The 25,671-nt window shown below is 57.0% G+C and carries 19 protein-coding genes; 10 read left to right on the top strand and 9 right to left on the bottom strand.

The window, feature by feature from the left end; translation table 11 throughout:
- Position 1: 1 nt before the first annotated feature.
- The 4 genes from ACYVGC_RS03140 to ACYVGC_RS03125 form a co-directional block, all read right to left on the bottom strand.
- Positions 2 to 829: a hypothetical protein gene (locus ACYVGC_RS03140; protein WP_460582317.1), complete on the bottom strand. Its 828-nt coding sequence runs from the start codon at positions 827 to 829 to the stop codon at positions 2 to 4.
- Between the two features lie 166 nt (positions 830 to 995).
- The gene (argC, locus tag ACYVGC_RS03135; protein WP_460582316.1) at positions 996 to 1,979 is read right to left on the bottom strand and encodes an N-acetyl-gamma-glutamyl-phosphate reductase; all 984 of its coding nucleotides are present in this window, start codon (positions 1,977 to 1,979) and stop codon (positions 996 to 998) included.
- A complete protein-coding gene (gene argG, locus ACYVGC_RS03130) occupies positions 1,966 to 3,159 on the bottom strand; it encodes an argininosuccinate synthase (protein ID WP_460582315.1) in 1,194 nt (397 codons plus the stop codon). The genes argC and argG overlap by 14 nt, the downstream gene beginning before the upstream one ends.
- Positions 3,159 to 3,746, bottom strand: coding sequence for a GNAT family N-acetyltransferase (locus ACYVGC_RS03125; protein ID WP_460582314.1), 588 nt, complete (start codon positions 3,744 to 3,746; stop codon positions 3,159 to 3,161). The genes argG and ACYVGC_RS03125 overlap by 1 nt, the downstream gene beginning before the upstream one ends.
- 406 nt (positions 3,747 to 4,152) lie before the next feature.
- Here ACYVGC_RS03125 and argB point away from each other — a divergent pair, with 406 nt between their 5' ends.
- From argB to ACYVGC_RS03095, 6 genes are all read left to right on the top strand, one after another.
- Positions 4,153 to 4,938 carry an acetylglutamate kinase gene (argB, locus tag ACYVGC_RS03120; RefSeq protein WP_460582313.1) on the top strand — a complete coding sequence of 262 codons (786 nt, stop codon included), beginning with the start codon at positions 4,153 to 4,155 and terminating at the stop codon, positions 4,936 to 4,938.
- Positions 4,926 to 5,987: a M20 family metallo-hydrolase gene (locus tag ACYVGC_RS03115; protein ID WP_460582312.1), complete on the top strand. Its 1,062-nt coding sequence runs from the start codon at positions 4,926 to 4,928 to the stop codon at positions 5,985 to 5,987. The genes argB and ACYVGC_RS03115 overlap by 13 nt, the downstream gene beginning before the upstream one ends.
- 85 nt (positions 5,988 to 6,072) lie before the next feature.
- Complete coding sequence (gene argH / locus ACYVGC_RS03110; RefSeq protein WP_460582311.1) at positions 6,073 to 7,389, top strand: argininosuccinate lyase; 1,317 nt, start codon at positions 6,073 to 6,075, stop codon at positions 7,387 to 7,389.
- 69 nt (positions 7,390 to 7,458) lie between these two features.
- The gene (locus ACYVGC_RS03105; RefSeq protein WP_460582310.1) at positions 7,459 to 10,902 is read left to right on the top strand and encodes a pyruvate carboxylase; all 3,444 of its coding nucleotides are present in this window, start codon (positions 7,459 to 7,461) and stop codon (positions 10,900 to 10,902) included.
- Between the two features lie 91 nt (positions 10,903 to 10,993).
- A complete protein-coding gene (locus ACYVGC_RS03100) occupies positions 10,994 to 11,677 on the top strand; it encodes a hypothetical protein (RefSeq protein ID WP_460582309.1) in 684 nt (227 codons plus the stop codon).
- Positions 11,678 to 11,751: 74 nt separating this feature from the next.
- Positions 11,752 to 13,059, top strand: coding sequence for a M20/M25/M40 family metallo-hydrolase (locus ACYVGC_RS03095; protein WP_460582308.1), 1,308 nt, complete (start codon positions 11,752 to 11,754; stop codon positions 13,057 to 13,059).
- A 4-nt stretch (positions 13,060 to 13,063) separates the two neighbouring features.
- Here the strand turns inward: ACYVGC_RS03095 and ACYVGC_RS03090 are convergent, their stop codons facing one another.
- The 3 genes from ACYVGC_RS03090 to ACYVGC_RS03080 form a co-directional block, all read right to left on the bottom strand.
- Positions 13,064 to 13,546: an META domain-containing protein gene (locus ACYVGC_RS03090; protein WP_460582307.1), complete on the bottom strand. Its 483-nt coding sequence runs from the start codon at positions 13,544 to 13,546 to the stop codon at positions 13,064 to 13,066.
- A 131-nt stretch (positions 13,547 to 13,677) separates the two neighbouring features.
- On the bottom strand, positions 13,678 to 14,538 hold the full coding sequence (locus ACYVGC_RS03085) for a transporter family protein (protein ID WP_460582306.1): 861 nt from the start codon (positions 14,536 to 14,538) through the stop codon (positions 13,678 to 13,680).
- A 155-nt stretch (positions 14,539 to 14,693) separates the two neighbouring features.
- The gene (locus ACYVGC_RS03080; protein WP_460582305.1) at positions 14,694 to 17,183 is read right to left on the bottom strand and encodes a M1 family aminopeptidase; all 2,490 of its coding nucleotides are present in this window, start codon (positions 17,181 to 17,183) and stop codon (positions 14,694 to 14,696) included.
- Positions 17,184 to 17,671: 488 nt separating this feature from the next.
- Here ACYVGC_RS03080 and ACYVGC_RS03075 point away from each other — a divergent pair, with 488 nt between their 5' ends.
- Complete coding sequence (locus tag ACYVGC_RS03075; RefSeq protein WP_460582304.1) at positions 17,672 to 19,207, top strand: hypothetical protein; 1,536 nt, start codon at positions 17,672 to 17,674, stop codon at positions 19,205 to 19,207.
- Positions 19,208 to 19,361: 154 nt separating this feature from the next.
- Here ACYVGC_RS03075 and ACYVGC_RS03070 read toward each other — a convergent pair whose 3' ends face one another.
- Positions 19,362 to 19,814 (bottom strand): CHRD domain-containing protein, encoded by a 453-nt coding sequence (locus ACYVGC_RS03070; RefSeq protein WP_460582303.1) that lies wholly within the window; start codon positions 19,812 to 19,814, stop codon positions 19,362 to 19,364.
- A 366-nt stretch (positions 19,815 to 20,180) separates the two neighbouring features.
- On the opposite strand from ACYVGC_RS03070, the gene dnaK reads away from it, so the two are divergent.
- The 3 genes from dnaK (at position 20,181) to ACYVGC_RS03055 (ending at position 24,475) form a co-directional block, all read left to right on the top strand.
- Positions 20,181 to 22,118: an Hsp70 family protein gene (dnaK, locus tag ACYVGC_RS03065; RefSeq protein ID WP_460582416.1), complete on the top strand. Its 1,938-nt coding sequence runs from the start codon at positions 20,181 to 20,183 to the stop codon at positions 22,116 to 22,118.
- 124 nt (positions 22,119 to 22,242) lie between these two features.
- Positions 22,243 to 23,328 (top strand): hypothetical protein, encoded by a 1,086-nt coding sequence (locus tag ACYVGC_RS03060; protein WP_460582302.1) that lies wholly within the window; start codon positions 22,243 to 22,245, stop codon positions 23,326 to 23,328.
- Positions 23,329 to 23,812: 484 nt separating this feature from the next.
- Positions 23,813 to 24,475 carry an LEA type 2 family protein gene (locus ACYVGC_RS03055; protein ID WP_460582301.1) on the top strand — a complete coding sequence of 221 codons (663 nt, stop codon included), beginning with the start codon at positions 23,813 to 23,815 and terminating at the stop codon, positions 24,473 to 24,475.
- A 95-nt stretch (positions 24,476 to 24,570) separates the two neighbouring features.
- On the opposite strand, the gene ACYVGC_RS03050 is transcribed toward ACYVGC_RS03055, so the two are convergent.
- Positions 24,571 to 25,671: an endonuclease/exonuclease/phosphatase family protein gene (locus tag ACYVGC_RS03050; protein WP_460582300.1), complete on the bottom strand. Its 1,101-nt coding sequence runs from the start codon at positions 25,669 to 25,671 to the stop codon at positions 24,571 to 24,573.

Raw genomic sequence — 25,671 nt, 5'->3', positions numbered from 1 at the left:
GTTAGTTGTCTATTTCGTAGCTACTAGGATATTGTCCATTGTCTTGAAAGTACGATAGTAGGTATTTGAAAACGTCATGATTGGAAACCGCTTCAAAACTGATTTTACTGCCGGATTCCATACCTAAAAACTTTATTTTAGGTGCTCCAGAATTTATTGAAAACTCGTAGGGATTTGTCGAAGTGCGTTTGGCACTAGACCAGACAGTTCCTAGAGAAACATTACCTTCTTTAAACGCAGTTTTTAAATTTGCAATAAGCTTTCCTTTCTTATTGAAAAGGTCGCCATTTGCATAAAATTTATTTTCATTATAAGTGAAATATCCCTTCTCCTCAAGTTCTCGCAACTCTTTATTAATTCTGTTTGTCAAAGAGCTTTTTGCGATAATTTCGTGAGCAATATTAAGTTGCTCGTATTCCTTTTTGTTGAGTGAACCTTTTATGACCCCTGTCATACTAGATGTTAAGACAATTATTTTTGTCTGACCGTCTTTAGTATTTACACCGCCAATCATAAACGTTGCACCCCTGTCACTTCCTAGCATCGAAGTCGAAATTGTTGGTAAATAATAAACAGCTTCAATAGTTGAGTATATGTATTCATTATCATCAAACGTTAATCTATCTGGAAAGAAACTGACGTTTTTTACCTTCAAAGGCTTGTCCTGTGTGGGCCAATACAAGTGAGCCTGTTGCTTCTCCTGATATTCCTTAATCTTCCCTGAGAAAAACTTTTCAGTAGAGGCCACGGCTTGCATAAATCCACCAGTTGGCTTCTTGTCAAGCCACTCGTTGCAATGGCGGCACTTAATAGCATCGTCTTGAATCATCTCGGAGCAGAAAGGGCACTTTTTCATTAGTCGAGCAATAAGAAAATGTCTGAAAAACAAAAATTACAAGATGTTTAAAATTCGTAATACTACTACCATTAGGTAGGGCGGTAGAGATGCTTCGGCAAGCTCAGCATGACAGTCTTATTATTGACATTCTGATAGCTTAAAAATACGAAGCCTTAATCCCCAAACCCATCGTTTCCTCCAGCCCAAACAGCAGGTTCATATTCTGTACTGCCTGGCCCGATGCGCCTTTTAGCAAGTTGTCCAGAGCAGCGGTAATCAGGAGCTGGTTGCCGTGCTTCTCCAGGTGCAGCAGACACTTGTTGGTGTTAACTACCTGTTTCAGATGGATTTCCTTGTCCGAAACCACCGTGAATGGCGCATCCTGATAATAATCGGAGTACAGTTTTTGTACCTCTGGTATTAAAAGTTCGCAGGTGGTATAAACCGAAGCGAAGATGCCGCGGGTAAAATTGCCGCGGTAGGGGATAAAATTAATCGGCTGCTCGAAGCCCGGCTGCAAGTGCGTCAGCGTTTCGCCAATCTCGCCTAAGTGCTGGTGCGTGAAGGCTTTATAAACCGATACGTTGCCCGTGCGCCAGGTGTAGCCGGTCGTTTCGGCCAGGCCCCGGCCCGCGCCCGTGCTGCCCGTGATGGCCGACACGTGCACGGCCGCCTGCAAGTGCCCGGCCGCCGCCAGCGGCAATAGGGCTAGTTGGATGGCCGAAGCAAAGCAGCCTGGATTTGCAATGCTGCCCGCTTGGCGAATTTCCTCACGATTTACCTCCGGTAGTCCATAGACAAAGCGTCGGCCCAGTGTATGACTATCCGCTGCTAGTCTGAAATCATTACTCAGGTCGACAACCTTTGTGCCGTATGGGATGGCAGCTTCTTCTAGAAACTTGCGGGAATTGCCATGACCCAAGCAAAGAAAAACTACATCTTCACCGCCTGTTAGTTCACTTTCGAATACTAAATCAGTATCTCCCAGCAGGTCGTCATGCACTGTGTGAAGAGGCAAGCCTGCTTGAGTTGAACTGACTACAGCCGATATTTCTACCTCCGGATGGTGCAATAGCAGTCGCACAAGTTCGCCAGCTGTGTAGCCAGCACCACCCACGATGCCGGCTTTATACTTGCTCATCACTCAGGCTAGCGTGAATTTTCAACTGGTTGCCAAAAATCTTAATAAAGCCCCGCGCGTCGCGCGAATCCCACGCATTGTTCTCCTCGCCATAAGTCGCCACCTTCGATTGCATCATGTCGTATTTCGACTCAATGCCCAGCAGCTCAAAGTGATAGGGACGCAGCTCGACGAACACCGTGCCCGTCACGCGCTCCTGCGACGACACCAGGAAGGCTTCAAAGTCGCGCATGGCCGGGTCGAGGTACTGCGCCTCGTGCAGCAGCGTGCCGTACCAAGTGGCCACCGGTTCCTTGTGCAGCTGCTGCCAGCGCGAAAGCGTGTGCTTTTCCAGCAAGTGGTGCGCCTTGATGAGCAGTAGCGCCGCCGGGGCCTCGAAACCCACGCGGCCCTTGATGCCCAGAATGGTATCGCCCACGTGCGTATCACGGCCGATGGCGTAGGCCCCGGCGATATCGTTAATCTGCTGAATGAGCGACACGGCGTCCATGCGCTGGCCGTTGAGGGCCACGGGCTCGCCTTTCTCGAAGGTAATTTCCAGCTGGCTGGGCTCGGTTTTGGAGAGCTGGGTGGGGTAGGCGCTTTCGGGCAGCGCCTGGCGCGAAGTCAGCGTTTCGACGCCGCCCACGCTGGTGCCCCAAATGCCCCGGTTGATGGAGTATTTGGCCTTCTCCCAGCTCATTTCAAAGCCCTGGTCCTGCAAATATTGAATCTCGGCCTGGCGCGATAGCTTCTGGTCGCGGATGGGTGTAATAATCTCGGTATCAGGCGAAATAACGGCGAAGGCCACGTCGAATCGTACTTGGTCGTTGCCGGCCCCGGTGCTGCCGTGCACGATGTACTCGGCGTTTTCGCGCTTGGCATACTCGGCAATGGCGAGCGCCTGAAACATGCGCTCGGCGCTCACGCTCAGCGGATACGTGTCGTTTTTCAACACGTTGCCAAACAGCAGGTAGCGCAGGCAATCGTGGTAAAAGCGTTCGGTAATGTCAATTACCTCGTGCTTCACCGAGCCCAGCTCGTAAGCGCGCTTTTCGATGGCTGCCAACTCCTCGGCCGAAAAACCGCCCGAGTTCACGATAACGGTGTGGATTTCGAGGTCATGCTCTCGCGAGAGGTTCACCACGCAGTACGACGTATCGAGGCCGCCGCTGTACGCTACAATTGCCTTTTTTTTCATTATTCAGAAATAGTAGAAGTCGAAGAAGGAGTTTCAGCGTTGGTTTCCGGCTCGGGCAGCGGCGCGGTAATGTCGTCGAACACCATACCGGTACAGAGGCACATTTTGCGCTCGTTTTCCATCAGAATGCCGAAGTTTTTGCAGCTCTTGCAGCCTTTCCAGAAGTCTTCGCTGGTAGTTAACTCCGAGAACGTCACCGGCTTATAGCCCAAGTCGCTGTTGATTTTCATCACCGCCAGGCTGGTGGTGATGCCGAAAATCTTGGCGTCCGGGTACTTGGTGCGCGAAAGGTTGAAGACCGCCCGCTTAATGGCGCGGCCCAAGCCGTGCTTGCGCAATTCGGTGTTCACCACGAGGCCCGAATTGGCCACGAACTTGCCGCTCTCGAAGGTTTCGATGTAGCAAAAACCCGCCAGCTCGTCGTCCACGAACGCGATTACGGCGTTGCCTTGCAGCATTTTAGATTTCACGTACTCCGGCTCCCGCTTGGCGATGCCGGTGCCGCGCTGCTTCGCCGATTCGATGTACCATTGACACAGCAAGTCCGCGTACTGCGCGTCTGCTGCTGTCGCAACCCGTATTGTCATTAGTAAGGAAGAAAGACTTAGGAAAGAGACGCAGTTTACCGGCCCTCGCACCACGCGAGTTAGGGCAGAAAACCCGAAATCTATCGGTAAGTAGCTGAGCGCGTTAGCGGTGGCTCAGCATGGCTAGCTCGCAGCCAGCACCCGGCGGTTGAAGCCGGCTAGGGTCGTCGCAGCAAAGCACTAACTAGTGGGCGCACGCTTTCGCCACCCAAAAGGGCCGGGGCAGAAAGCTGAAGAGTGGCGCGAACCAAGTAAGTCATTGCAGTAAAACAGCCAGGGGGCCAGCCAATGAGCTAGCAAACCAGGGGCCATAATGGAGCCACAAAGGTAAAAGTTCCTACTTTTGCCCGCAATAGAAAAAGCGTTTTTTTTCGCCAGCAGCGCAGGGCCTGGCGATGAACAAATTATGAACAAGCCGCAGGTAACTATTTATAAAATTGGGGGCGGCATTATTGACGATGCCATTGAGCTGACCAAATTTCTGGCGCTGTTGGCCCAGGCCGACGGCCCCCGCATCCTAGTGCACGGCGGTGGCAAAGGCGCCAGTACCATGATGCGCGAGCTGGGCATAGAGCCGCAGCTCGTGAACGGCCGCCGCATCACCGACGCCGCCACGCTCGATATTGTGACGATGTTTTACGCCGGTAAAACCAACAAGCAGGTAGTGGCCGAATTGCAAAAGCTGGGCGTGAACGCGCTCGGCCTGAGCGGGGCCGATGGCAACGTCATTCAGGGTCACAAGCGCCAAGTAAAGGATATTGACTACGGCTTCGTGGGCGACCTCACGCCGGCAAGCGTCGATAATACCCTGCTAAAAAGCTTGTTAGAAGCCGGTATGACGCCCGTGCTGTGCCCCATTATCCACGATGGACAGGGCCAATTATTAAATACCAATGCCGATACTATTGCTTCGGCCGTGGCCGTGGCGCTGGCTCTGGAGTACGACGTAACGCTGCATTACTGCTTCGAGAAAAACGGCGTACTACGCGATGTAGCCGATGATAATTCGGTAATTCCCGAAATTAATTCGGCTACGTACGCCGAATTAAAACACCAAGGAATTATTGCCGATGGCATGCTGCCGAAACTCGAAAATGCCTTTGCGGCGCTTAACCAGGGTGTATCGCAGGTAATTATCGGCCATGCCCTACATATTAATTCTGATTTACGCACGGTGCTATGCCTGAAGTAATTGCGCAGCTGAGCAACGACGCGATTGAATTGCTAAAGCAATTAATTCAAACACCCTCGTTTTCGCGCGAAGAAGCTGGCACAGCCGGTATTTTGGTGAGTTCTCTGGCGCAACACGGTATCCCGGTTCAGAGGCAGGGTAATAACGTGTGGGCAGTGAGCCGCCAGTTTGACGCGCAAAAACCCACCATTTTATTAAACTCGCACCACGACACCGTGAAGCCGGGTGTGGCCTGGACGTACCCGCCCTTCGGCGCGGTGCTGGAAGGCGATAAATTGACGGGCCTGGGCAGTAACGACGCGGGCGCCTCAGCAGTAAGCTTGCTGGCGGTATTCCGGTATTTCTACGACCAAAACACGGCGTTTAATTTAATCTGCGCCATCACGGCGGAGGAGGAAATATCGGGGGCCAATGGCATCAAAAGTATTCTGCCCGAATTAGGTAAAATTGACCTCGGTATTGTGGGTGAGCCGACCGGCATGCACGCCGCCGTGGCCGAAAAAGGCTTGCTGGTGCTCGATGGCGTGGCGCACGGCCGCACCGGCCACGCCGCCCGCGACGAAGGCGACAATGCGCTCTACAAAGCGCTGGACGATATTCATTGGCTGCGCACGTACCAGTTTTCGCAGGTGTCGAATTTGCTTGGCCCCGTGAAAATGACGGTGACGCAAATCAGCGCGGGCACGCAGCACAACGTGGTGCCCGATGAGTGCCGCTACGTGGTAGATATTCGCACCAACGAGTGCTACTCGAATGAGGAAATCCTGGCCACGGTGCGGGCCCACGTGCAGGCCGATATCACGCCGCGCTCCACGCATTTGCAGTCTTCCGGATTAAGCCTAGAACACCCGATTGTGCGCCGGGCGGTGGCCATGGGCAAGCATACCTACGGCTCGCCTACGCTCTCCGACCAGGCATTAATGAGCTTCGATACCCTGAAAATGGGCCCCGGCGATAGCGCCCGCTCGCACGCGCCGGACGAGTATATTCTGCTCAGTGAAATTCGCGCCGGTATTGCAGATTATATCGAGCTGCTGACTGATTTTTAAGCGCAAGGTTTCGCAATTGCAATGCCTTATCTAAGCTTTAGCGAAACCTTGTGAAACCTCTTTTAACCTTGCGAAACCTCGCGTTATGAAAATCTGGGAAAAAGGCTTCTCCGTCAACGATAAAATTGAGCAGTTCACGGTAGGGCAGGACCGTGAGCTGGACATGTATTTGGCGCAGTTTGATATGCAAGCATCCAAGGCGCAAGCGAAAATGCTGGCCAGCATCGGCTTGATTTCCAAGGAGGAGGAAGGGCAATTAATTACCGGTCTGGACGAGCTATTGGCGCAGGTCGAAAACGGCACATTTGTTATCGAGCCGGAGTTTGAAGACGTTCATTCCAAAATTGAATATTACCTGACCGATAAATTTGGCGACGCGGGCAAAAAAATCCATACGGCACGCTCGCGCAACGACCAGGTATTGACGGCGATTCAATTATTTATTAAGGATTACACCGAGAAAATCGGCACGAAAATCCTGGAATTAGCCGATTTATTAATTCGGCAGGGTGAGAAATACAAGGACGCTTTATTGCCCGGCTACACGCATTTTCAGGCGGCGATGCCGAGCAGCTTTGGTCTATGGTTTGGGGCGTATGCTGAGCATTTAGTTCTGGATATGAGTTTGTTGGAAGCGGCGCACACCGTGGCCGACCACAATCCGCTGGGCTCGGGCGCGGGTTTCGGCAGCAGCTTCGGCATTGACCGCGAGCAGACGACGCGGGAAATGGGTTTTGGCAACCTGGCCATCAGCGCGGTGGGCGCGCAAATGCTGCGCGGCAAAACCGAGAAAACGCTGGCTTTTGCGATTGCGGGCGTGGCGGGCACGCTGAGTAAATTGGCTTATGACCTGGTGCTGTACAACAGCCAGGATTTGGGTTTTGTGAAGCTGCCCAAGGAGTTTACAACCGGCTCCAGCATTATGCCGCACAAGAAAAACCCCGACGTGTTTGAGCTGGTGCGGGCGCATTGCAACCGGCTGCAAGCGTTGCCGAACGACATTATTCTCACCATCAATAATCTGCCCAGTGGCTACCACCGCGATTTTCAGATTTTGAAGGAGATATTATTTCGGCCGATGACGCAGTTTGCCAATATTCTGGATATTCTGCTCTTTGCGGTGCCGGTGCTGGAAGTGGTGCCGGGCGTGATTGACCAGCCGAAGTACGACGCCATTTTCTCGGTCGAGAATATCAACCAGCTCATTCAGCGCGGGGTGCCGTTTCGGGATGCCTATAAGCAGGTGGGGCAGGCCGTGGACGCGGGTACCTACGTGCCGCACAAGAAATTTGCCACCACGCACCTGGGCAGCGTGCACCGGCCGGGCCTGGCCGAACTGAGCGCCCGCGTGCAGCAGGTGCGGGCGCGGCTGCCCTGGGTGGGCGGCGCTTCGGAAGAGTAGGGGTAGGAAGCTGGCAGGCCCCGGCGTAGCTTAGCCGCCAAACCGCTGCTACTTTCTCCCAAAACCCGTATGAAAATCACGAAGCTGCTCGTCGCCAACCGTGGCGAAATAGCCATCCGCGTGTTCCGCGCCGCCACTGAGCTGGGCATTTCCACGGTTGGCATCTACACCTATGAGGACCGTAACTCGCTGCACCGTTACAAGGCCGACGAGGCCTACCAGATTGGTGGCGACGACGAGCCGCTGCGCCCGTACCTTGATATTGAGGCGATTATCGCGGTGGCGAAGGAGAACGGGGTGGAGGCCATTCACCCCGGCTACGGGTTTTTGAGCGAGAATGCCAACCTGGCCCGGCGCTGCCGCGAGGAGAACATCATCTTCGTGGGCCCGCGCCCTGAAGTGATGGAGGCGCTCGGCGACAAGGTGGCCGCCAAGGCGGTGGCCCTGAAATGTGAGGTGCCGCTCATCGAGAGCAGCGAGGCCGACCTAGTGGACATCGACGTGGCGCTGACCGAGGCGCACCGCATCGGCTACCCCGCGATGCTGAAGGCGGCCAGCGGCGGCGGCGGGCGCGGCATGCGCGTGATTCGCGATGATGAGCAGCTCCAAAAAGGCTTCTTTGAGGCCCGAAATGAGGCGCTGAACGCTTTTGGCGACGACACAGTGTTCCTCGAAAAGTTTGTGGAGCGGCCCAAGCACATCGAGGTGCAGCTGGTGGGCGACCAGCACGGCCACCTCACGCACCTCTACGAGCGCGACTGCTCGGTGCAGCGCCGCTTCCAGAAAGTGGTGGAAGTAGCGCCCGCCGTGGACCTTACCGATTCGCTACGTAACCGCCTGTACGAGTACGCGTTGAAGATTGGCAAGGCGGTGGGCTACGACAACGTGGGCACCGTGGAATTTCTGGTAAACCCCGAGCTGGACCGCATTTATTTTATTGAAGTCAATCCCCGCATCCAGGTCGAGCACACGGTGACCGAGATGATAACGGGCGTAGACATCGTGAAAACCCAGATTTACATTGCCTGCGGCTACCCGCTGGAGTCGCCCGAAATTGGGCTGGGGCCCGACGTGGTGGTGCCGCGCATGGGCGTGGCCGTGCAGTGCCGCATCACGACGGAAGATGCCACCAACGATTTTAAGCCCGACTACGGCACCATTGTGGCCTACCGCTCGGCGGGCGGCTTCGGTATTCGCCTTGACCAAGGGTCTGTGTACCAAGGTGCTATTATTTCGCCGTTTTTCGATTCGCTGCTGGTGAAGGTGTCGGCGCACGCGCCCACGCTGGCCGGCGCGGCCCAAAAAATGCTGCGTACCCTGGACGAGTTTCGGGTGCGCGGGGTGAAGACGAACATGCAGTTCTTGCAGAATATCGTGCGCAACCCCGAGTTTCAGGCCGGGCATGCCACGGTTGATTTTATCAAGGATAACCCCGAGCTGCTGCAATTCAAGACCCGGCTCGACCGGGCCACGCGCCTGCTGCACTACATCGGCGAGGTGGTGATAAATGGCAACCCCGACGTGGCCGGCCGCGTGGACGAGCGCCGCCAGGTGCGCCGCGTACCGCTGCCCGCCGCCGACCTTAGCCAACCGCCCGCGCCCGGCACCCGCCAGAAACTGCAGGAACTGGGCCCCGAGAAATTAGGTGAGTGGCTGCGTGCCGAGCCGCTCATTCACTACACCGATACCACGCTGCGCGACGCCCACCAGAGCCTGCTGGCCACCCGCATGCGCACCATCGACATGCTGAAGGTGGCCGACCGCTACGCCCGCCAGCACCCCCAAACCTTCTCGCTGGAGGTGTGGGGCGGGGCCACGTTCGACGTGGCGTTGCGCTTTTTGCACGAAGACCCCTGGGCGCGCCTCACCCGGCTGCGCGAGGCGGTGCCCAATATTCTGCTCCAAATGCTGATTCGCGGCGCCAACGGCGTGGGCTACAAGGCGTACCCGGACAACCTGACCGAGCGCTTCGTGGCCGAGGCTGGCGCGAAGGGCGTAGACGTATTCCGCATTTTCGACTCATTGAACTGGATGAAGGGCATGGAGGCCTGCATTCAGTTTGTGCGCCAGCAAACCACCGGCCTGGCCGAGGGCAGCATCTGCTACACTGGCGACATTATGGACGCCAGCCGGCCCAAGTATAACTTGCAGTATTACACCACGTTGGCCAAGCAGCTGGAAGACGCGGGCGCGCATATCCTCTGCATCAAAGACATGGCGGGCCTGCTGAAGCCCTACGCGGCGCAGGAGCTGATTACGGCGCTGCGCGAAACCGTGAAGCTGCCCATTCATTTGCATACCCACGATACAAGTGGCTTGCAGGCAGCTACTTATCTCAAGGCGGTGGAGGCGGGCGTGAACGTGATTGACGTGGCGCTGGGTGGCCTCTCGGGCCTCACTTCGCAGCCCAACTTCAACTCGGCGGTGGAGATGTTTCGGCACACGCCGCGCCACCGCGAATTCAACCAGCACAGCCTTAACGAGTTTAGCGACTATTGGGAGGCCCTGCGCGAGCAGTATTACCCCTTCGAGTCGGGCCTGCTTGCCAGCACGGCGGAGGTGTTTGAGCACGAGATTCCGGGCGGGCAGTACTCCAACCTGCGGCCCCAGGCGGCGGCGCTGGGTTTGCTCGACAAATTTGAGGAAGTGAAGCAGCGCTTTCACGATGCCAACCAGCTGCTGGGCGATATTCCGAAAGTGACGCCCTCGTCGAAGGTAGTGGGCGACCTGGCGTTGTTCATGGTTTCCAACAACTTAACGCCCGAGGAAGTGATAAGCAAGGGCGAAAGCCTGAGCTTTCCGGAGTCGGTGCGCGAGCTGCTGCGCGGCGACATTGGCCAGCCGCTAGGCGGGTGGCCCGCCGACATTCAGCACGCCGTGCTGCGCGAGGAGAAGCCCTTCACCGACCGGCCCAACGACCACCTCGCGCCCATTGATTTCGACCAGGAATGGGCCGCCTTTGAGAAGGAGCACCCCTACGCGCAGTTTACCGACCTGCTCTCTAGCTTGCTCTATCCCAAGGTATTTGCCGATTACTGGAAGTTTCGGCAGGACTACGGCGACGTGAGCCGCATCTCGACGCCGGTGTTCTTCTTCGGCCTGAAGGAGGGTGAAGAAACCATCATCACCATTGCGCGGGGCAAAACCATTATCATCCGGCTCCAGTCCATCGGCCCGGTCAATGAGGAGGGGATGCGCACCGTTTTCTTCGCCCTCAACGGCCAAACGCGCAACCTTGAAGTGCGTGACCAGCACGTGGAGGTTAAAACCGTGCACAACCAAAAGGCCGACAAGGCCAACGCCAAGCAAATTGGCGCGCCCCTGCAAGGCATGCTGAGCAAGGTGCTGATAGCCGCCGGCCAGCAGGTAATCAAGAACACGCCGCTGTTCGTTATCGAAGCCATGAAAATGGAAACCACCATCACCGCGCCCGCCGACCTCACCGTGGGCAGCCTCGCGTTGGGCGAAGGTGCCCGCGTGCAGGCCGATGACCTGGTGCTGACGGTGGAGTAGGAGCCTGGTTAGTATATTTTTATCGGAAAATTTAAGCCAATGAATTAGTCCAGAGGATATGTACAGAAACTTGCTTTTACCCCTGTCTCTTTTGTCGCTGACTGCCGGTGCCCAAGGCGTTGTGAAGGAAACAATGCAGACAACCCAAAACATGTCTAACGTGCTGGGCAATCGTACCGACATTGCTTTCTCCAACCGCGACGAGGGCCTGCTGGGTTCGCCCATGCTGTATGCGGGCTGGCGGCCCGGCGAGCTGCTGCTGGCCGGCAACCAGCACGCTACTACGGTGCCGCTCAAGTACGACCTGTACCGGCAGGAGCTGCGGGTGCGCCGCCCGCAGGGCGACTCGGTGCTGCTGCCCATGAATCAGGTGCGCGAGTTCCGGTTGCTGGAGCCGGCCCGGCACTTCATCAACTTTCCCATTGCGCCGCCCGACGTGGCCGGCACCTGCGCCGAAGTGCTGGTGGAAGGCAAAAACGTGCAACTGGTCAAGTACTTGCATAAGGAAATGACCAAGCCCTCCACCGGCAACGACTCGTACACGGCCCACACGCCCGGGGCGCTGGTGGAAGAGGCGCAGTACTTCCTGCGCTGGCCCAGCGACAGCCGCTTCTCGCCCCTGCGCCTGAAGCGCGCCAGCCTAGAGCGGGCGCTGGCCGCCTATGGCCCCGCCCTGGCGGCGCTCAAAGTGCGCAAAGGTGGCCTCAACTCCGAGGCTGAGATGGTGCAGGCCGTGGCCGAACTGGAGCCGCTGGTGGCGGCCCCTGGGCGCTAGAGCAGCGGCTTCCGCAACAAGCTCCGGCATAAATTTTCGAGCCTAAATAACTGATAATAAAATACTTGCAGAATATGCGTACCACGTTGCTACTGAGCTGCCTGGCAGTGAGTTCCCTGACGGCCGCGGCCCAAACCAAGAAAGCAGTATCGGCCGCCACGGTGGAGCGGGTACTGACTGCGCTGGCCGCCGATGATATGGGGGGCCGCCCCACTGCCGGCCCTGGCAATAGGAAAGCTGCCGAGTTTTTGACCGCCGAGTTTACCCGCATTGGCTTGCAGCCGCTGCCGGGTTTGACGGGCTTCATGCAGGAATTTCCGGCTTATGAAACGACTACGGCGGGCGTGCAAGTGACGCTGGGCGGCCAGGCGCTGCCGGCCGGCAATGCGCTGGCCATCACCACGCAGCCACAGCTGAGCTGGACGGAGAAGGACGCCGTGGAGGTGCTGGTACTAGGGCCCACCGACAAGCTGCAACCGCACTTTCAGGAGATTTTCAATCCTACCAAAAACCTACTAGTGCTGGTAGACCCCGCCCAAGCCGACCTGTTTAAGCGCCTGGCGGGGAGGTTCGCCGGCCCGCAGCTGCACAAGGAGGCAGCTACCAACGCGTATTCGTGCGTGGTAGCGCTGGCGGCAGTGTCGGCGGCCCCAGCCACTTACCGGGTGGCAGCCACTACCGCCGCCAGAACCCTGACGCTGCGCAACGTGGTGGGCTACCTGCCCGGCCACAGCGCAGCGCGGGCTAAAGAAGACGTTATTTTTTCGGGCCACTACGACCACCTGGGCATCATCAAGCCCACGGCCGGCGACTCCATCGCCAACGGGGCTGACGACGATGCTAGCGGCACTACGGCCGTGGTAGCCCTGGCCGAATATTTCAAAAAGCGCGACGACAATGCCCGGCCGCTGATTTTTGTGGCCTTCACGGGCGAAGAAATTGGGGGCTACGGGGCTACCTATTTCTCCAAGCAGCTTGACCCAAAGGACTTAGCGGCCATGTTCAACATCGAGATGATTGGCAAGCCTGCCAAGTTTGGGCCGAAAACCGCGTTTATTACCGGCTACGACCGCTCAGACTTTGGTAAGCTGCTGCAAGCCAACCTCAAGGGCACGGGCTTCAAGTTTGAGCCCGACCCATACCCCGAGCAAAACCTGTTTTACCGCTCCGACAATGCCACGCTGGCCCGGCTGGGCGTGCCGGCCCACACCATCAGCACCGACCAAATTCCGACCGATAAGCTATACCACAGCGTGGATGACGAAGTGAGCAGCCTGGATGTGGCCAACATGACGGCTGTAATCTCGGCCATTGCGCGCAGCGCCCGCGGCATTGTGGCGGGCCAGCAAACGCCGACCCGCATTGCCCCCGAAAAAGACTAGCTGCCTAGCGCAGGTACACGGCCTCCAGCCGGGCCAGTGGCTGGCCACTGCGCTCAGCGTTAGCATACAGCATTAGCGTATCGCCGCTGATGCGGTAGGCGCGCGTGGTATTGAGGGCCTGGGAAAATTGCTGCTCGGTAGCGAGGGCCGGGCAGGCCATGCGGGTGCTCAGGAGGGGCGCAAACTTCAGCTCCCCGTCGTTGGTGGCCGGCTCCATGCCGCCCCGGAAGGTGTTGCAGCTGCCCTGGCCCTCGGCTGTGCCTGCGGCCGTGATGCGCAAAAATGGCTCCTGCCCATTGGCCGGCACGGCCGCAATGGGCTGCCCGGCCACTTGGCGCAGCACCCAGCGGGTTTCGCGCAGCGGGGCATCGGCGGTGGTGATGGTGGATGTGGAACTGCCCAACGGGCTGGAATTGCCGCGGTCGGTGCGCTGGCAGGCAGCGCCAAGTACGAGAAGGCAGGGCAGAAAAAAAGCTTGGAAGCGCATAGCGGAAGGTGGGTCAGGAAGCCAAAAAAAAGGCCAGCTCGCCAATATACGTGGCGGGCTGGCTAGAGGTACATGCATGCATTGTGCGCGGGCGGAGCCAGGGGCTGCCGCTGCCACGCTAACCGCAACGGTTAGTGCTGGTTGCCACCCAGGCGCAAGGCCATGCCCACGCCCACGGTATTGGCGCCCGCGTTCAGGCCGCCCAGGATGCGGCCGGCCGTGGCATCAAAGCGCAGGCCGGTCCAGGGCCGGTAGTAGAGGCCGGCGGTGGCACCGGTGGTCAGGCCGTCGCGGCCGCGGCCGTAGCCTTCCACAAAGTAGCCGGCCTTGTTGCCAATAGGGGCCGTGAGGGCCAGCGAGCCGATGTACTGCCCGCCAATCTGGCCGTTAAACAAGTCGGTCATGGTGAGACCCGACTGCACAAAGCCGAAGTTGCCCTCCAGGGCGGCGCGGCGGCCCAGTTGCTGGCTCAGCAGCAGGCGGCCGGCGGGGGCCCAGGTGGTGCGGCGTAGGCCATTCTGGCCGGTGTTGGGTAAGCTGGCCTCGGCCAGCAGTGAGGCTTGGAAGCGGCTGGCCCGGTCGGGTGTCAGCATCAGCTTCACGCCCACGGTGAGTGGGGCCCAGCCTACCGAGTCGGTGCGCAGGGTGGGTATTTCGCTGCCGGGCTGCGTGGGGGTGGGCGTGCCAAACACGTAGGGTTGGGTCACGCGTAACTCCATGCTGTTCCAAAAGCCGATGCGTAACGTGTTGACGTTGCTGCTCACGCCCACGCCCGAGCGGGGCGTAAAGCGCTGAATACCAGTTTCGAGCTGAAACTCACCCGCTCGTAGTACGCCCGCCGTAATGGTCTGGCCGGGGCGGTCGGGCCGCACGTGCTGCACAAAAGGTGTGTCGCCATTAGGGTTGCTTTCTTCCGGCGTGTTTTGGGCCAGGGCGGGGGTGAGGCGGCCTGCGAGCAGGGCAGCCAGCACCAGCGGAGTGGTCTTGCGCATAGCCTACCCGACACGTAACCCGCGGGGATAGTTCACCGTAGGGCGTTGCCTTTTGCAGCTAGGGCCTGAATAATAAAGGGGTAAAAGCAGCGGCCGCTGCTTTTACCCCTTCACTACTAGTGCTTAATTACCAGCGCTTCAGCTAACCTTCATGCTTATTTAGCGGCCTGAATAGCTTGCACGGCCGCGGCGGCCGTAGCCTGGTTCTTAGCGGCGTTGGGCTTGCCTGCCTGGGCGGCGGCACCTTTCTGAATGGCATCGGCCAGGCGCTTATCCAGGCCGTAGGCGCGCAGCTGCGGTACCATGGCCAGCTTTTGCAGGCGGTCCACATCCTCGGCAAACGCGGTGGGGTCGTCGAGGCGGCCCAGCATCTGGGTCATGGGCTGAATGTAGTTGTAGCGGCCGCGGCCCGAGGCGGCATCGTAGCTCGTGCGGATGTAGTTCCACTGCTCCTGCCCACCGTGCATGGCATACACGGTGGTAACGGCGCCAGCCAGGTGCTCGTCGGTTTCTAGGGCTTTGGCCCGGGTTAACGCCATCGGCGCATCAATCTCGCCCAGGGCTTGCAGGCCCGCGCTCTGGATACCGTACGACTGGCTGCCGAGCGCGGCCGTCAGCAACTTGCTGTCTTTCTTGTCTTTCAGCTGGCCCAGGGCCACCAGGGCCGCGGCGCGCACGCGGGTTTCGGTGTCGGACGCGGCCAGCTTGCGCAGCTCGGGGGCAGCGGCTTTGGCCATGGCGGCGTTGTCGAGCTTCAGGCCATTAATGGCGGCAATGCGCAGGCCGTAGAACTTGTCTTTGAGGGCGGCCAGCACTACGGCGCGGGCGGCGGGGTTGGTGGTTTGCACGGCCAGGGCGGCGTCGAGGGCCTCGCGGCGGTCTACGTACAGCGGCGCGTGGCCGTACTGATACAGCGACTCGGTGACGGGCTTGTTGTCGGTTTTCTGCCAGAGCGTGAATTTCTCGGCGTCCACGTTTACCAGCTCGGGCTTGGCGGCCAGCGCCATGCTAAACGTCTGGGTGGCCTGCGTCATCGTGATGTTCTGGCGCTGGGCTTTACCATTTATGTAGTAGTCGATGGCCAGCGGCAACCGGAATACCTTGTCGGCTTGGGTCTGCTTGATGGTCACGTTCTGGGTCTTGGTGGCCGCGTCCCAGGCGTAATCAATGGTCACCACCGGCTGGCCGCTACCGAAGTACCACTGGTTGTAGAACCAGTTCAGGTCCTGGCCCGACACGGCTTCCATGGCCAGGCGCATCTGGTGCGCTTCGCCGTTGCCGAACTTATTGTCGGTCAGGTACTTCTTGAGGCCAGCAAAGAATACGTCGTCGCCCAGGTAGGTGCGCAGCATCTGCACAATGGCTCCGCCCTTCTGGTAGCTCACGAGGTCAAACACGTCCTCGCGGTTGTTGTAGTGGAAGCGCACCAGGTCCTTGCTGGCGTCGCGGGCGCTGCCCAAGTACGACTTCAGGTAGCGGTAATTGTGCGCGTCGGCGGCGTCCTGGCCGTACTTGTGCTGGGCGTAGAGGGCCTCCGAAAAGTCAGCCATCGACTCGTTTACCGTGATGTTGGACCACGACTCGGCCGTGACGTAGTCGCCAAACCACTGGTGAAACAGCTCGTGCGCAATCACCGACTCGCTGCTGTACTCGCGGTCGAGCAACTCGCGGCCGTCCATCTGCACTTGCTCGCCGTGCAGGGTGGCGCTGGTGTTTTCCATGGCGCCACTCACGTAGTCGCGGGCCACAATCTGGGCGTACTTGTTCCACGGATACTCCACGCCCAGGCGCTCGCTGAAAAACTCCAGCATGTCGGGCGTATTGCCAAAAATCTGCTTGGCAAAGGGCGCGTACTTGGGTTCGAGGTAGTAGTTGACTTCCTTGCCGCGCCAGGTGTCCTTGTATATTTTGAAGTCGCCCACCGCCATCATAAACAGGTAGGGCGCGTGGGGCAAATCCATTTTCCAGGTGTCGGTGCGCAGGCCGGGGCCGGCGGGCACCTGGCTCACCAGCTTGCCGTTGCTGAGCGTCACGTACTTGGCCGGCACGGTCATGGCAATTTCCTCGGTCGTCTTCTGGTTGGGCCGGTCGATGGTCGGAAACCAGGCCGACGAGCTTTGCGTCTCGCCCTGCGTCCAGATTTGCACCGGCTTGCCCTTCACTGCGCTGTCGGGGTTGATGAAGTACAGGCCCTTGGCATCGGTAATAGCCTGGGAACCTTGCACTTGCAACTCATCGGGCTTGGCTGTGTACTCGATGTACACCACGTATTCCTCGCCCGGCTTAAACAAGCGGCCCAGGTTGATGTGCAGGTTGTTCTTATCCGAATAGTCAAACTTGAGCGGCTTCTGGGCGGTGCCGTTCATCAGGGCTACCGTCTTAATGTCCATGCCCTGGGCATCGAGGCGCAGCGTGTCGGTGGCTATGGCGTGGGGTTTCAGCGTCACCCATTCCTGCCCGTAGAGGTAGCGCTTGGCGTAGTCGAAGCGCACGGCCAACTTAGTGTGCACTAAGTCGTTGGTTTTGGTAGCCGAGGGTTGGTACGGGGCGTTGGGCGCGGCCGTGGGTGTGGTGGGCGCCTGGGCCTGGGCCACTACGGCCAGCAGCAGGCAGACCGGCAGCAAGGCGGCGGAAAGAAGTTTCATGGGGTGAGGAGGGGGAGGGGTAGCAGGATTATAGCGCCAAAGATGGGCGCTAGCCTTGTAAAGTTGCGCGCTACGACTTACTCCGACGCACAATAAGTCGGCCACTGGGTAACGACTAGCTTTAAAACATAATCAGGTGTAATTTATTAAGAAACAATAAGATAATAAAAAATATTTAATATAAATTATGATTTTTTAAATAAAAATCTAATGCATGTTTTTGAGCTTTACTAATATAAAGTTTTGATAATCAAAACTTTATTACTGTTTTTTACTTCGTAAATGAATTTTTTATAATAGAACGTAACGCAAAAATTTAGTTTATAACTTAGTACATTAGCATCGTTATTTCCTTTTCCCCAAATATTTACCTAAATCAACGTTCGTGTATGAACAAAAAAGTCATTACACTCGCCTCTTTAGCTGCTCTGATGAGTTGCTTACAATCCTGCAACAAGGAGTAGTTGCCAGCTTCTCCTAATGTAGCAATGACACCTGAAATCACTAATCAACTTCAAGTAACATTCGGTAAGGCTTTGAGTAAAGCTCTGGCAGCCGACCCAGAGATTCGCAAACATCTTCAGGCCGAAAGCTTGAAGATGTTTGATTTAGACAACGATGTTCTATACCAGATGGTAAAGGACATGCCAATTGGCAAAGGTGAAACGCTACACGATAGAGTTGCACATTATTTAACTGCCGATGAACTCGTTGCTATTGAAGATAAAATGCCTTTGTTGACTATTCTTGTTCCCACATTGCCAAGTGGCTTCTCGCCGGAAACTTGGCAGGCTGACCAAGAAGTCCCTAAAGTAGCTGTACGCCGGTTGGGTAATAACAAAGTGCCTCTCTACGATGAGAGCGGGCAGGAAACAATAATTCAGCCAGGTAATATTCCTGGTTTTCCCGTAGTAGTAGTAAAGCAAAATGAGCGTGTAAGGGTAAATTCAAATACCAAAAACGCTGGGGAGTTTTCGCTAAGTCCATTCTACCAAAATCAGAAATTTTCTTTTAGCTTCACTGCGTCTGCCTTTGACGGTATTCATCATAGCACAGGGAATAATGTTGTTGGTCACGGTAGTACAACTAAGGATAACCCGCCTGTAGCTACCAACCGTCTTGGAATTTCGGTAGGTTACGATAGTAATACTAGCGGTGTGGCACAGAAAGTGCTTAATGGATATCATATTGATATGAACAATCCTAATACACAGTGGCAGCGAGACTATGTTTATTATGGAATTAAACCTAATAATCCTAAAGGCAGATTTAACGACCATTTTAGAGAAACGATGCGTAATTTTCGTCTTAGCAATAGTGGGATTATGCGTATGTCTGGTGACCCAGATGACCCAACGACTCCGCAGGTAGGAAGTTATTCATTTGCAGGTCCTGTTATTTGGACGGATGGACAGTTCGAGTTTATGATATCAATTCTTTGTAACCCAAAGGATGGTACTCTTCCTCAGAAAACTTTCCGTTTTGGTGCGAGTCCTACAACTTTGTACAATATTAGCTACAGCAAGTCGGGTTTTTACTATACAGTTACATCAGTTACACCCAGAACTGATTTCAATCCAAACATTACTATAGCCGCCTGGGATTTGCAAAATTTTGGTACTGCATGGACTTATCATGTTTTTGAGGAAAATCAAGTAGTTAATACTACAAAACAAGAGACTACTTCAACTACTTATGCAGCTAATTTTGAATATAATGCTTCGTTTGGTGCAGTAATAAAGTCTGGCGCTAAATTTGGCGCGAGTGCTTCTACAACAGACCAGAAGGTAGTGACTGTTCAATACACAACTGGCTCTACAGATTTAGGCGAGCAAACCTCTTATTTTTACGACCCAATTGTTCTTAGTGTAAACTCGTCTTATGGTAGTGAGTTTATGGATAACAATGGCCTTTACTATGGGGCATATAATATTTATGACCTAGCAATGGGTGGCTCAGCAGGATTTGTATCCCTAAGTGTCGAACCAGTTAGCTTAATACCGACCGAAAACGAAATTCCTTAAATTTTTCGATAGTTTACTAACCAGAAGAGCCAGCTAATATTTATTTAGCTGGCTCTTCTGGTTAGTAAACTACTGGGTAGTTACCGATACTAATAATAAGTCAGCCACTGTTGTATCAGTTGGCCTACTATTAGCAGCTAAAAGGTAATAGAACTTACTTGACTACTAGGTTAGCGCGAATTTCGCCGCCACTGTTATTAGGCGTGTGGACGTTGGCGTATAGCTTACCCACCACCAGCGAGTCGGCCTGCGCCGGAGTCAGCGTAGCCGTGCCGTTAAACGTGCCGCTGGTAGCGGCCGGCACACCTGCAAACGGTACCGTTGGGGCAGCCGTCGTATGCTTGGTGTCGCCAAAGTGAAGGTGGGCAGCTGTCGCATTACCCGTGAGCCCTGAGAAAGTAACTGCGTACGTTAACACCTTGGTAGTGGGGTCGTAGGTGCCGGTCATAGTACCCGCCGCCGCCGGGGCCGTCTTAACGGCCGGTATTTCATTGGCCGGCGACAGCGTCGCCGATACCTGCTTCATGGCCGGCGTAGAGTTGTCGTCTTTTTTGCAGGCAGAAGCCAAGGCAAGGGTAGCGAGTGCAGCGAAGAAAAGGTTCTTCATATATGGTTGAAAAATGAGTGGTAGTATGTTGGTGCTCGTTACAAAAGAGCGCTTAGTAAAAACTCCGGCTAAGCTAGCGCCAACTTAAAAAAGGATAAGAACTCTTTAGCCCAACGGCCCAAAATAGCCGGTAAAACGGGGGGCCTTGCTAGTAAAGCGCTGGCGGCAACTTCGGCAGTGTCGCCGCGCCAGCCGCCCGGCGGGGCCGCCGCCCTGGCAGCCGCCCCGCCGCCGCGGCTGTTTAGTGCGCCAAAGTGGCAGAAAAACGCGGCTGGTACGCGGCTTGTAAGTGAGCACGCAGCGGCCCCACGGCCCTACCTCCAACCCCGACACCACCTCACTTTTAAACCTCAGCACCCCACCATCATGGGCAAAATCATCGGTATTGACTTGGGCACCACCAACTCGTGCGTCGCCGTAATGGAAGGCAACGAGCCGGTCGTTATTCCAAACTCCGAAGGCCGCCGCACCACCCCGTCGATTGTCGCGTTTCTCGACAATGGCAAGGGTGAGCGCAAGGTAGGCGACCCCGCTAAGCGCCAGGCCGTTACCAACCCCAAGAACACCATCGCCAGCATCAAGCGCTTCATGGGCCGTCAGTTTTCGGAGGTTTCGGCCGAGAGCAAGTACGTAGCCTACGACCTGACGCCCGGCGCCAACAGCACCATTGCCGTTAAAATCGGTGACCGCAACTACACGCCCCAGGAAATCTCGGCCATGGTGCTTCAGAAAATGAAGCAGACTGCCGAAGACTATCTGGGTCAGCCCGTTACCGAAGCCGTTATTACGGTGCCGGCTTACTTCAACGATGCCCAGCGCCAAGCTACCAAGGAAGCTGGGGCCATTGCAGGCCTCGATGTAAAGCGTATTATCAACGAGCCTACGGCCGCTGCGCTGGCCTACGGCTTGGACAAGAAGCACAAAGACCAGAAAATCGCCGTGTACGACCTCGGTGGTGGCACGTTCGATATTTCTATCCTGGAGCTGGGCGATGGTGTGTTTGAAGTACTGAGCACCAACGGGGACACCCACCTCGGCGGCGACGACTTCGACCAGGTTATTATCGACTTTTTGGCCGACCAGTTCAAGAGCGAAAACGAAGGCCTCGACCTCCGCAACGATGCCATGGCCCTCCAGCGCTTGAAAGAAGCCGCTGAGAAAGCCAAAATCGAGCTGTCGAGCTCCAACGAAACCGAAATCAACCTGCCCTACATCACGGCAACCGCCAGCGGCCCCAAGCACCTGGTGGTCAAGCTGAGCCGCGCCAAGTTTGAGCAGCTCAGCGACGACCTCGTGCGCCGCTCGATGGAGCCCTGCAAAAAAGCGCTGCAAGACGCCGGCCTGTCGGCCTCGCAAGTCGATGAGGTTATCCTCGTGGGTGGCTCGACCCGCATTCCCCGCATCCAGGAGGAAGTGGAGAAGTTTTTCGGCAAGAAGCCTTCGAAAGGCGTGAACCCCGACGAAGTAGTGGCCATTGGCGCCGCCATCCAGGGCGGTGTGCTCACCGGCGAGGTGAAGGACGTGCTTCTGCTCGACGTGACCCCGCTCTCGCTGGGCATTGAGACGATGGGCGGCGTAATGACCAAGCTCATCGAGTCGAACACCACTATCCCGACCAAGAAATCGGAGACTTTCTCGACGGCTTCGGATTCGCAGCCTTCGGTGGAAATCCACGTGCTGCAAGGCGAGCGCCCATTGGCCAGCCAGAACCGCACCATCGGCAAGTTTCACCTCGACAGCATTCCGCCCGCCCCCCGCGGCGTACCGCAGATTGAGGTAATCTTCGACATCGATGCCAACGGTATCCTCAACGTAACGGCCAAGGACAAAGGCACCGGCAAAGAGCAGAAAATCCGCATCGAAGCCAGCAGCGGTTTGTCCGACGCCGACATCGAGCGCATGCGCACCGAGGCCACGGCCAACGCCGAATCGGACAAAGCCGAAGCCGACCGCATCAAGAAAACCAACGACGCCGACTCGCTCATCTTCCAGACTGAGAAGCAGTTGAAGGAGTTTGGCGACAAGCTGAGCGGCGGCAACAAAACCGCCGTGGAAGGCGCACTGGCTGACCTCAAGAAAGCCCACGAAAGCAAGGACCTGCCTGCCATCGAAGCCGGCGTAGCCGCGCTGAACAAGGCCTGGGAAGCTGCTTCGCAGGAGATGTACGCGGCCGCTGGTGCCCAAGGTGGCCAGGACGGCGGCCAGGGCTTCCCCGGCGCTGATGGTGGCCAGGGCGGTGCCCAGGGCCAGCCCGCCGGTGACCACGTAACTGACGTAGACTACGAAGAAGTAGACGGCAAATAATCGCTGATTTTCGCTGATTGAGTTGCTGACGCAGCTTTAATTAGCTTGCTTGAAAAGGCCGGGAGCGTACGCTCCCGGCCTTTTGGCGTTTATTCGCAGCACACTTTTATTGTTTTGAATACGCATGGGCTACGATGTACACATTACCCGCAAAGCGGCAAGCTGGGCTGATGAGGACGATGACGCGGCTATCTCGCTGAATGAGTGGCTAGAGTACGTTGCTGCTGACCCCGAAATGAAGCTGGATAACCGTGCCGAAGCCCCGGCCCCGTTAGACGGCCCCGATACGACGCTGCACCCCAAGTCAGCGGGACTATGCGTGTGGCTGGCCTACTCCAAAAATGGGCGCGCGGGTAACTACGCGTGGTTTAGCCACGAGGAAGACCACGTGACAGTGAAGAACCCCGACGAGGAGATTTTGGGGAAGATGTTGGCCGTGGCGCGGGCGTTTGGGGCTCGGGTGCAGGGCGATGATGGCGAGTACTTCGACGACACGCCGGCCTACGCCCAGGACATCCACGCCGATACTATTTTCGAGGCCAGCACGGACTTTCGGGATTTCCAGACCTTCGCCTCCGCCGACGCGGCGCAGCCACTGCTGGCCCTGCTGGCCCGGCAAGGCATTCTGGCCCGCACGGCCGCCGATAATGGCCAGGTGGCCTTCGACCCGTCGTTTGCCAATAACCAGTTGACCAGCAAGTTTATCGTGAAGCTCCAGCTGGCCGATTTTGAGCCAGCCAGCCAGCTGCTGGCCGACCTGAACCAGCACGCCATTAGCCAGGCCGACCCCAACCACTACCTGTTCAGCTTTTCCGACGAGGAGCTGTTTGACCTGCTGGTGAAGCCCGACGAGTGGAGCAGCTTTGACGTGGCGCTGGCGGGCCAGCTGCTGCGGCAGCGCGGCCGTGACGTATCGCCCGACACCCTGCGGCTGTTGCGCCAGCACCGCGTGGCCGATCTGGCCCAGCCCGATAAGAACCACAAAATCTGGATACTAGGCGGCTACCTATCGGCGTTGCTAGGTGGGTTCTTTGGGCTGCTCATTGGCTGGCAGCTGTACTTCCACCGCAGGCAGCTGCCCGACGGCCGGCGCGTATATGCCTACAGCGCCACCGACCGGGTGCATGGGCTGCGTATCCTGGTGCTGGCTATTATAATGCTGCTAGTGGTAGTCAGCGTGCGGGTCGCCCAAAGTCTTACTAATAATTAAGTAGAAATCGGCGAAAAAAACAATTTTTTTACCTGGGCAGTAACTAAGATTTAGTAGAATTTTATAAAGAAAAAATGACCGTTGGTAATTCGTAAAAAACTTGTCAGTAGTACTTTGTATAAAATAGAGAGTAAAAATAGGTTTGTATAATTTGAAGGTGGCTATTTGTGAGAGCCCTTGAGATACTCTAACTTGCCTGGTAATTACCAACCGGAAATTATTTGCGGCAACTTCTAATCTAAGTAGCATTTTAACTGGCAAGTCACCGCCTCTGTTTGTAGAGGCAAAACCGGGTTTGCTTGGCAGTTGAAGAGGTAACATTTCCGAGCTAGGCAGTTTCCTTTAAGCTGCCTGCGCAGTGGGTGCAACCGGCGGCAGAGGAAGTTTGGCGAAAATAGGTTCCCGGCATGATTTTTATTTCAGTGCTTTGCCAACCGATTAGCTGACCTGTTTCGTAGGTCGCGTTATGAAAATAGTTACCGTTATGCTATCTATTCGTCGTTTTACCTTGCTTTTGCCCGCCGTAGCGCTGCTAGTGGCGTCGAGTTGTACGCTGCGCGAAACCCGCCAGGAGGGTGCCCCCAACGTGCAGCCCGAGGTGAAAGTACGCGTCGTAGAGCAAGCCAGCCTCGGCACCCTGGACGTGCTGAAGCTGCGCACCCCCACCGACGTAGACTTGCCGCGCCGCAACCAACTTATTGAGGGTTACGTGAATAAGAGCTTGCCGCTGAAAATGCGCTTGCAGCTCAACGCCTACAACCCCAACCTGGAAGCCACCGCCATCACGGGCCTCGACTACACGGTGCTGGTCGATGGCAAGGAACTGGGGGCCGGCCGCATGCCGCTGGCCCTGGAGCTACCCCCCCGCGATTCGGTACGCGTGCCTTTCGACTTTGAGATGAACACCTACAAGCTGCTGGGCAACGACGCGCTGCCCGCACTGCGCAACTTCGCCCTGGGCTTTGGCGACCTGCACCGCAAGCGCGTAGTGCTGAACGTGCGCCCCATTACGCGCAACAGCCGGGGCCGCCTCAGCTCGCTCATTCGCCGCCAGGCGGTGCCCGTGGCCACTGCCAAGCCCGCCCGCCCCACCGTGCAGGCCGACTCGCGGGTGAAGCCCGCCAAGCCCGCTGCTCAGAAGTTATAACTGGCTTACAGATAGGAAATTATAAAACGAAGTAACCCGCCCGGTATTCCTTGAGAGGAAAGCCGGGCGGGTTACTTCGTTTGGCGGGGTACTGGTTAGTCGGCCGGGCCTTCGGTGAGGGCGTCGTTGATTTTTTCGCGGGCTTCGAGGCGGTCTTCGGCGTCGGGGGCTTCCAGTTCGGCCTCCTGCGCCTCCCAGCCCTGGGGCTCGTAGCTGAGGCGAATGAAGATGGGGAAGTGGTCGGAGCCGATGTGGGGCAGCCGCTCCATGCGCTGCACCCGGAAGTGGGCCGAGTGAAACACGTGGTCGAGGGGCCAGCGCAGCAGCTTGTGGTCGGCGTGAAAGGTAGGCAGCAGGCCCCGGCCCACGCGCGGGTCGAGGAGCCGCGCCAGCCGCCGAAACAGCTCGGAGGTGTGCGACCAGGCCACGTCGTTGAGGTCGCCGGCTACCACGGTGGGGCCGTCGTGCGCCTGAATGGCGCGGCCCACCAGCAGCAACTCGGCATCGCGCCGGGTGCTGGTTTTAGATTCTTTGGGGGCGGGGGGCTTGGGGTGCACAAAGTGCAGGTTGGCCTCCACGCCGCTGGGCAGCCGCACCCGCCCGTGAAACGACGGAATGCCAGAGTCGAGAATATACTGCATCTCCTTGGTTAGCAGGGGTAAGCGCGAAAACACGAGCATGCCGTAGGTGTTGGGCAGCGGGGCGTGGCAGGTGTGCGGATACTCGTGGGTAATGCCTTGCAATTGGCTCAGCCACCACTCGTCGGTTTCGACGGCTAGCACAATATCGGGCTGGTACTCACGGATGACGCCCAGGCAGCGCGAGGCATCGCGGTTGTCCATCAATACGTTGGTAACCAGTAGGCTGAGGTGGTTGGGGTCGTCGGGCCGGCGCTGGCTGTCCTGCACCTGCTTGCCATGCCAGGGCGTGTAAGGCCAGATGCGCGAAGCCTGGTAGCCCACGGCCACTCCCAGCGCCGCCACGGTCAGCGGCGAGTGCGCCAGCCACAGCCTATCGCCGGGCAGACTGAGCAGTAACAAACTGAGCAGCAGGCCGGCCACTATTTGCAGGCGCGGAAAGTCGCACACCCGAATCCACCAGGCAGTTTGGCGGAGCAGGGGGAGCAGCGTAGCCAGCAGGCCAGCGCCGCCCAGCACGAGCCCCAGGCCGTGCAGGATAAAATAAAGAGTGGGCAC

It is taken from the genome of Hymenobacter arcticus (genome assembly GCF_054779975.1).
Note: the sequence above shows the minus strand (reverse complement) of the source record. Positions and strands in the feature narration are given on the sequence as shown.

Bases quoted from the DNA above. Each gene is read 5' to 3' on its own strand.
- ACYVGC_RS03140 (WP_460582317.1), bottom strand. From the start codon at position 829: ATGATTCAAGACGATGCTATTAAGTGCCGCCATTGCAACGAGTGGCTT.
- argC (WP_460582316.1), bottom strand. From the start codon at position 1,979: ATGAGCAAGTATAAAGCCGGCATCGTGGGTGGTGCTGGCTACACAGCT.
- argG (WP_460582315.1), bottom strand. From the start codon at position 3,159: ATGAAAAAAAAGGCAATTGTAGCGTACAGCGGCGGCCTCGATACGTCG.
- ACYVGC_RS03125 (WP_460582314.1), bottom strand. From the start codon at position 3,746: ATGACAATACGGGTTGCGACAGCAGCAGACGCGCAGTACGCGGACTTG.
- argB (WP_460582313.1), top strand. From the start codon at position 4,153: ATGAACAAGCCGCAGGTAACTATTTATAAAATTGGGGGCGGCATTATT.
- ACYVGC_RS03115 (WP_460582312.1), top strand. From the start codon at position 4,926: ATGCCTGAAGTAATTGCGCAGCTGAGCAACGACGCGATTGAATTGCTA.
- argH (WP_460582311.1), top strand. From the start codon at position 6,073: ATGAAAATCTGGGAAAAAGGCTTCTCCGTCAACGATAAAATTGAGCAG.
- ACYVGC_RS03105 (WP_460582310.1), top strand. From the start codon at position 7,459: ATGAAAATCACGAAGCTGCTCGTCGCCAACCGTGGCGAAATAGCCATC.
- ACYVGC_RS03095 (WP_460582308.1), top strand. From the start codon at position 11,752: ATGCGTACCACGTTGCTACTGAGCTGCCTGGCAGTGAGTTCCCTGACG.
- ACYVGC_RS03090 (WP_460582307.1), bottom strand. From the start codon at position 13,546: ATGCGCTTCCAAGCTTTTTTTCTGCCCTGCCTTCTCGTACTTGGCGCT.
- ACYVGC_RS03085 (WP_460582306.1), bottom strand. From the start codon at position 14,538: ATGCGCAAGACCACTCCGCTGGTGCTGGCTGCCCTGCTCGCAGGCCGC.
- ACYVGC_RS03080 (WP_460582305.1), bottom strand. From the start codon at position 17,183: ATGAAACTTCTTTCCGCCGCCTTGCTGCCGGTCTGCCTGCTGCTGGCC.
- ACYVGC_RS03075 (WP_460582304.1), top strand. From the start codon at position 17,672: ATGACACCTGAAATCACTAATCAACTTCAAGTAACATTCGGTAAGGCT.
- ACYVGC_RS03070 (WP_460582303.1), bottom strand. From the start codon at position 19,814: ATGAAGAACCTTTTCTTCGCTGCACTCGCTACCCTTGCCTTGGCTTCT.
- dnaK (WP_460582416.1), top strand. From the start codon at position 20,181: ATGGGCAAAATCATCGGTATTGACTTGGGCACCACCAACTCGTGCGTC.
- ACYVGC_RS03060 (WP_460582302.1), top strand. From the start codon at position 22,243: ATGGGCTACGATGTACACATTACCCGCAAAGCGGCAAGCTGGGCTGAT.
- ACYVGC_RS03055 (WP_460582301.1), top strand. From the start codon at position 23,813: ATGCTATCTATTCGTCGTTTTACCTTGCTTTTGCCCGCCGTAGCGCTG.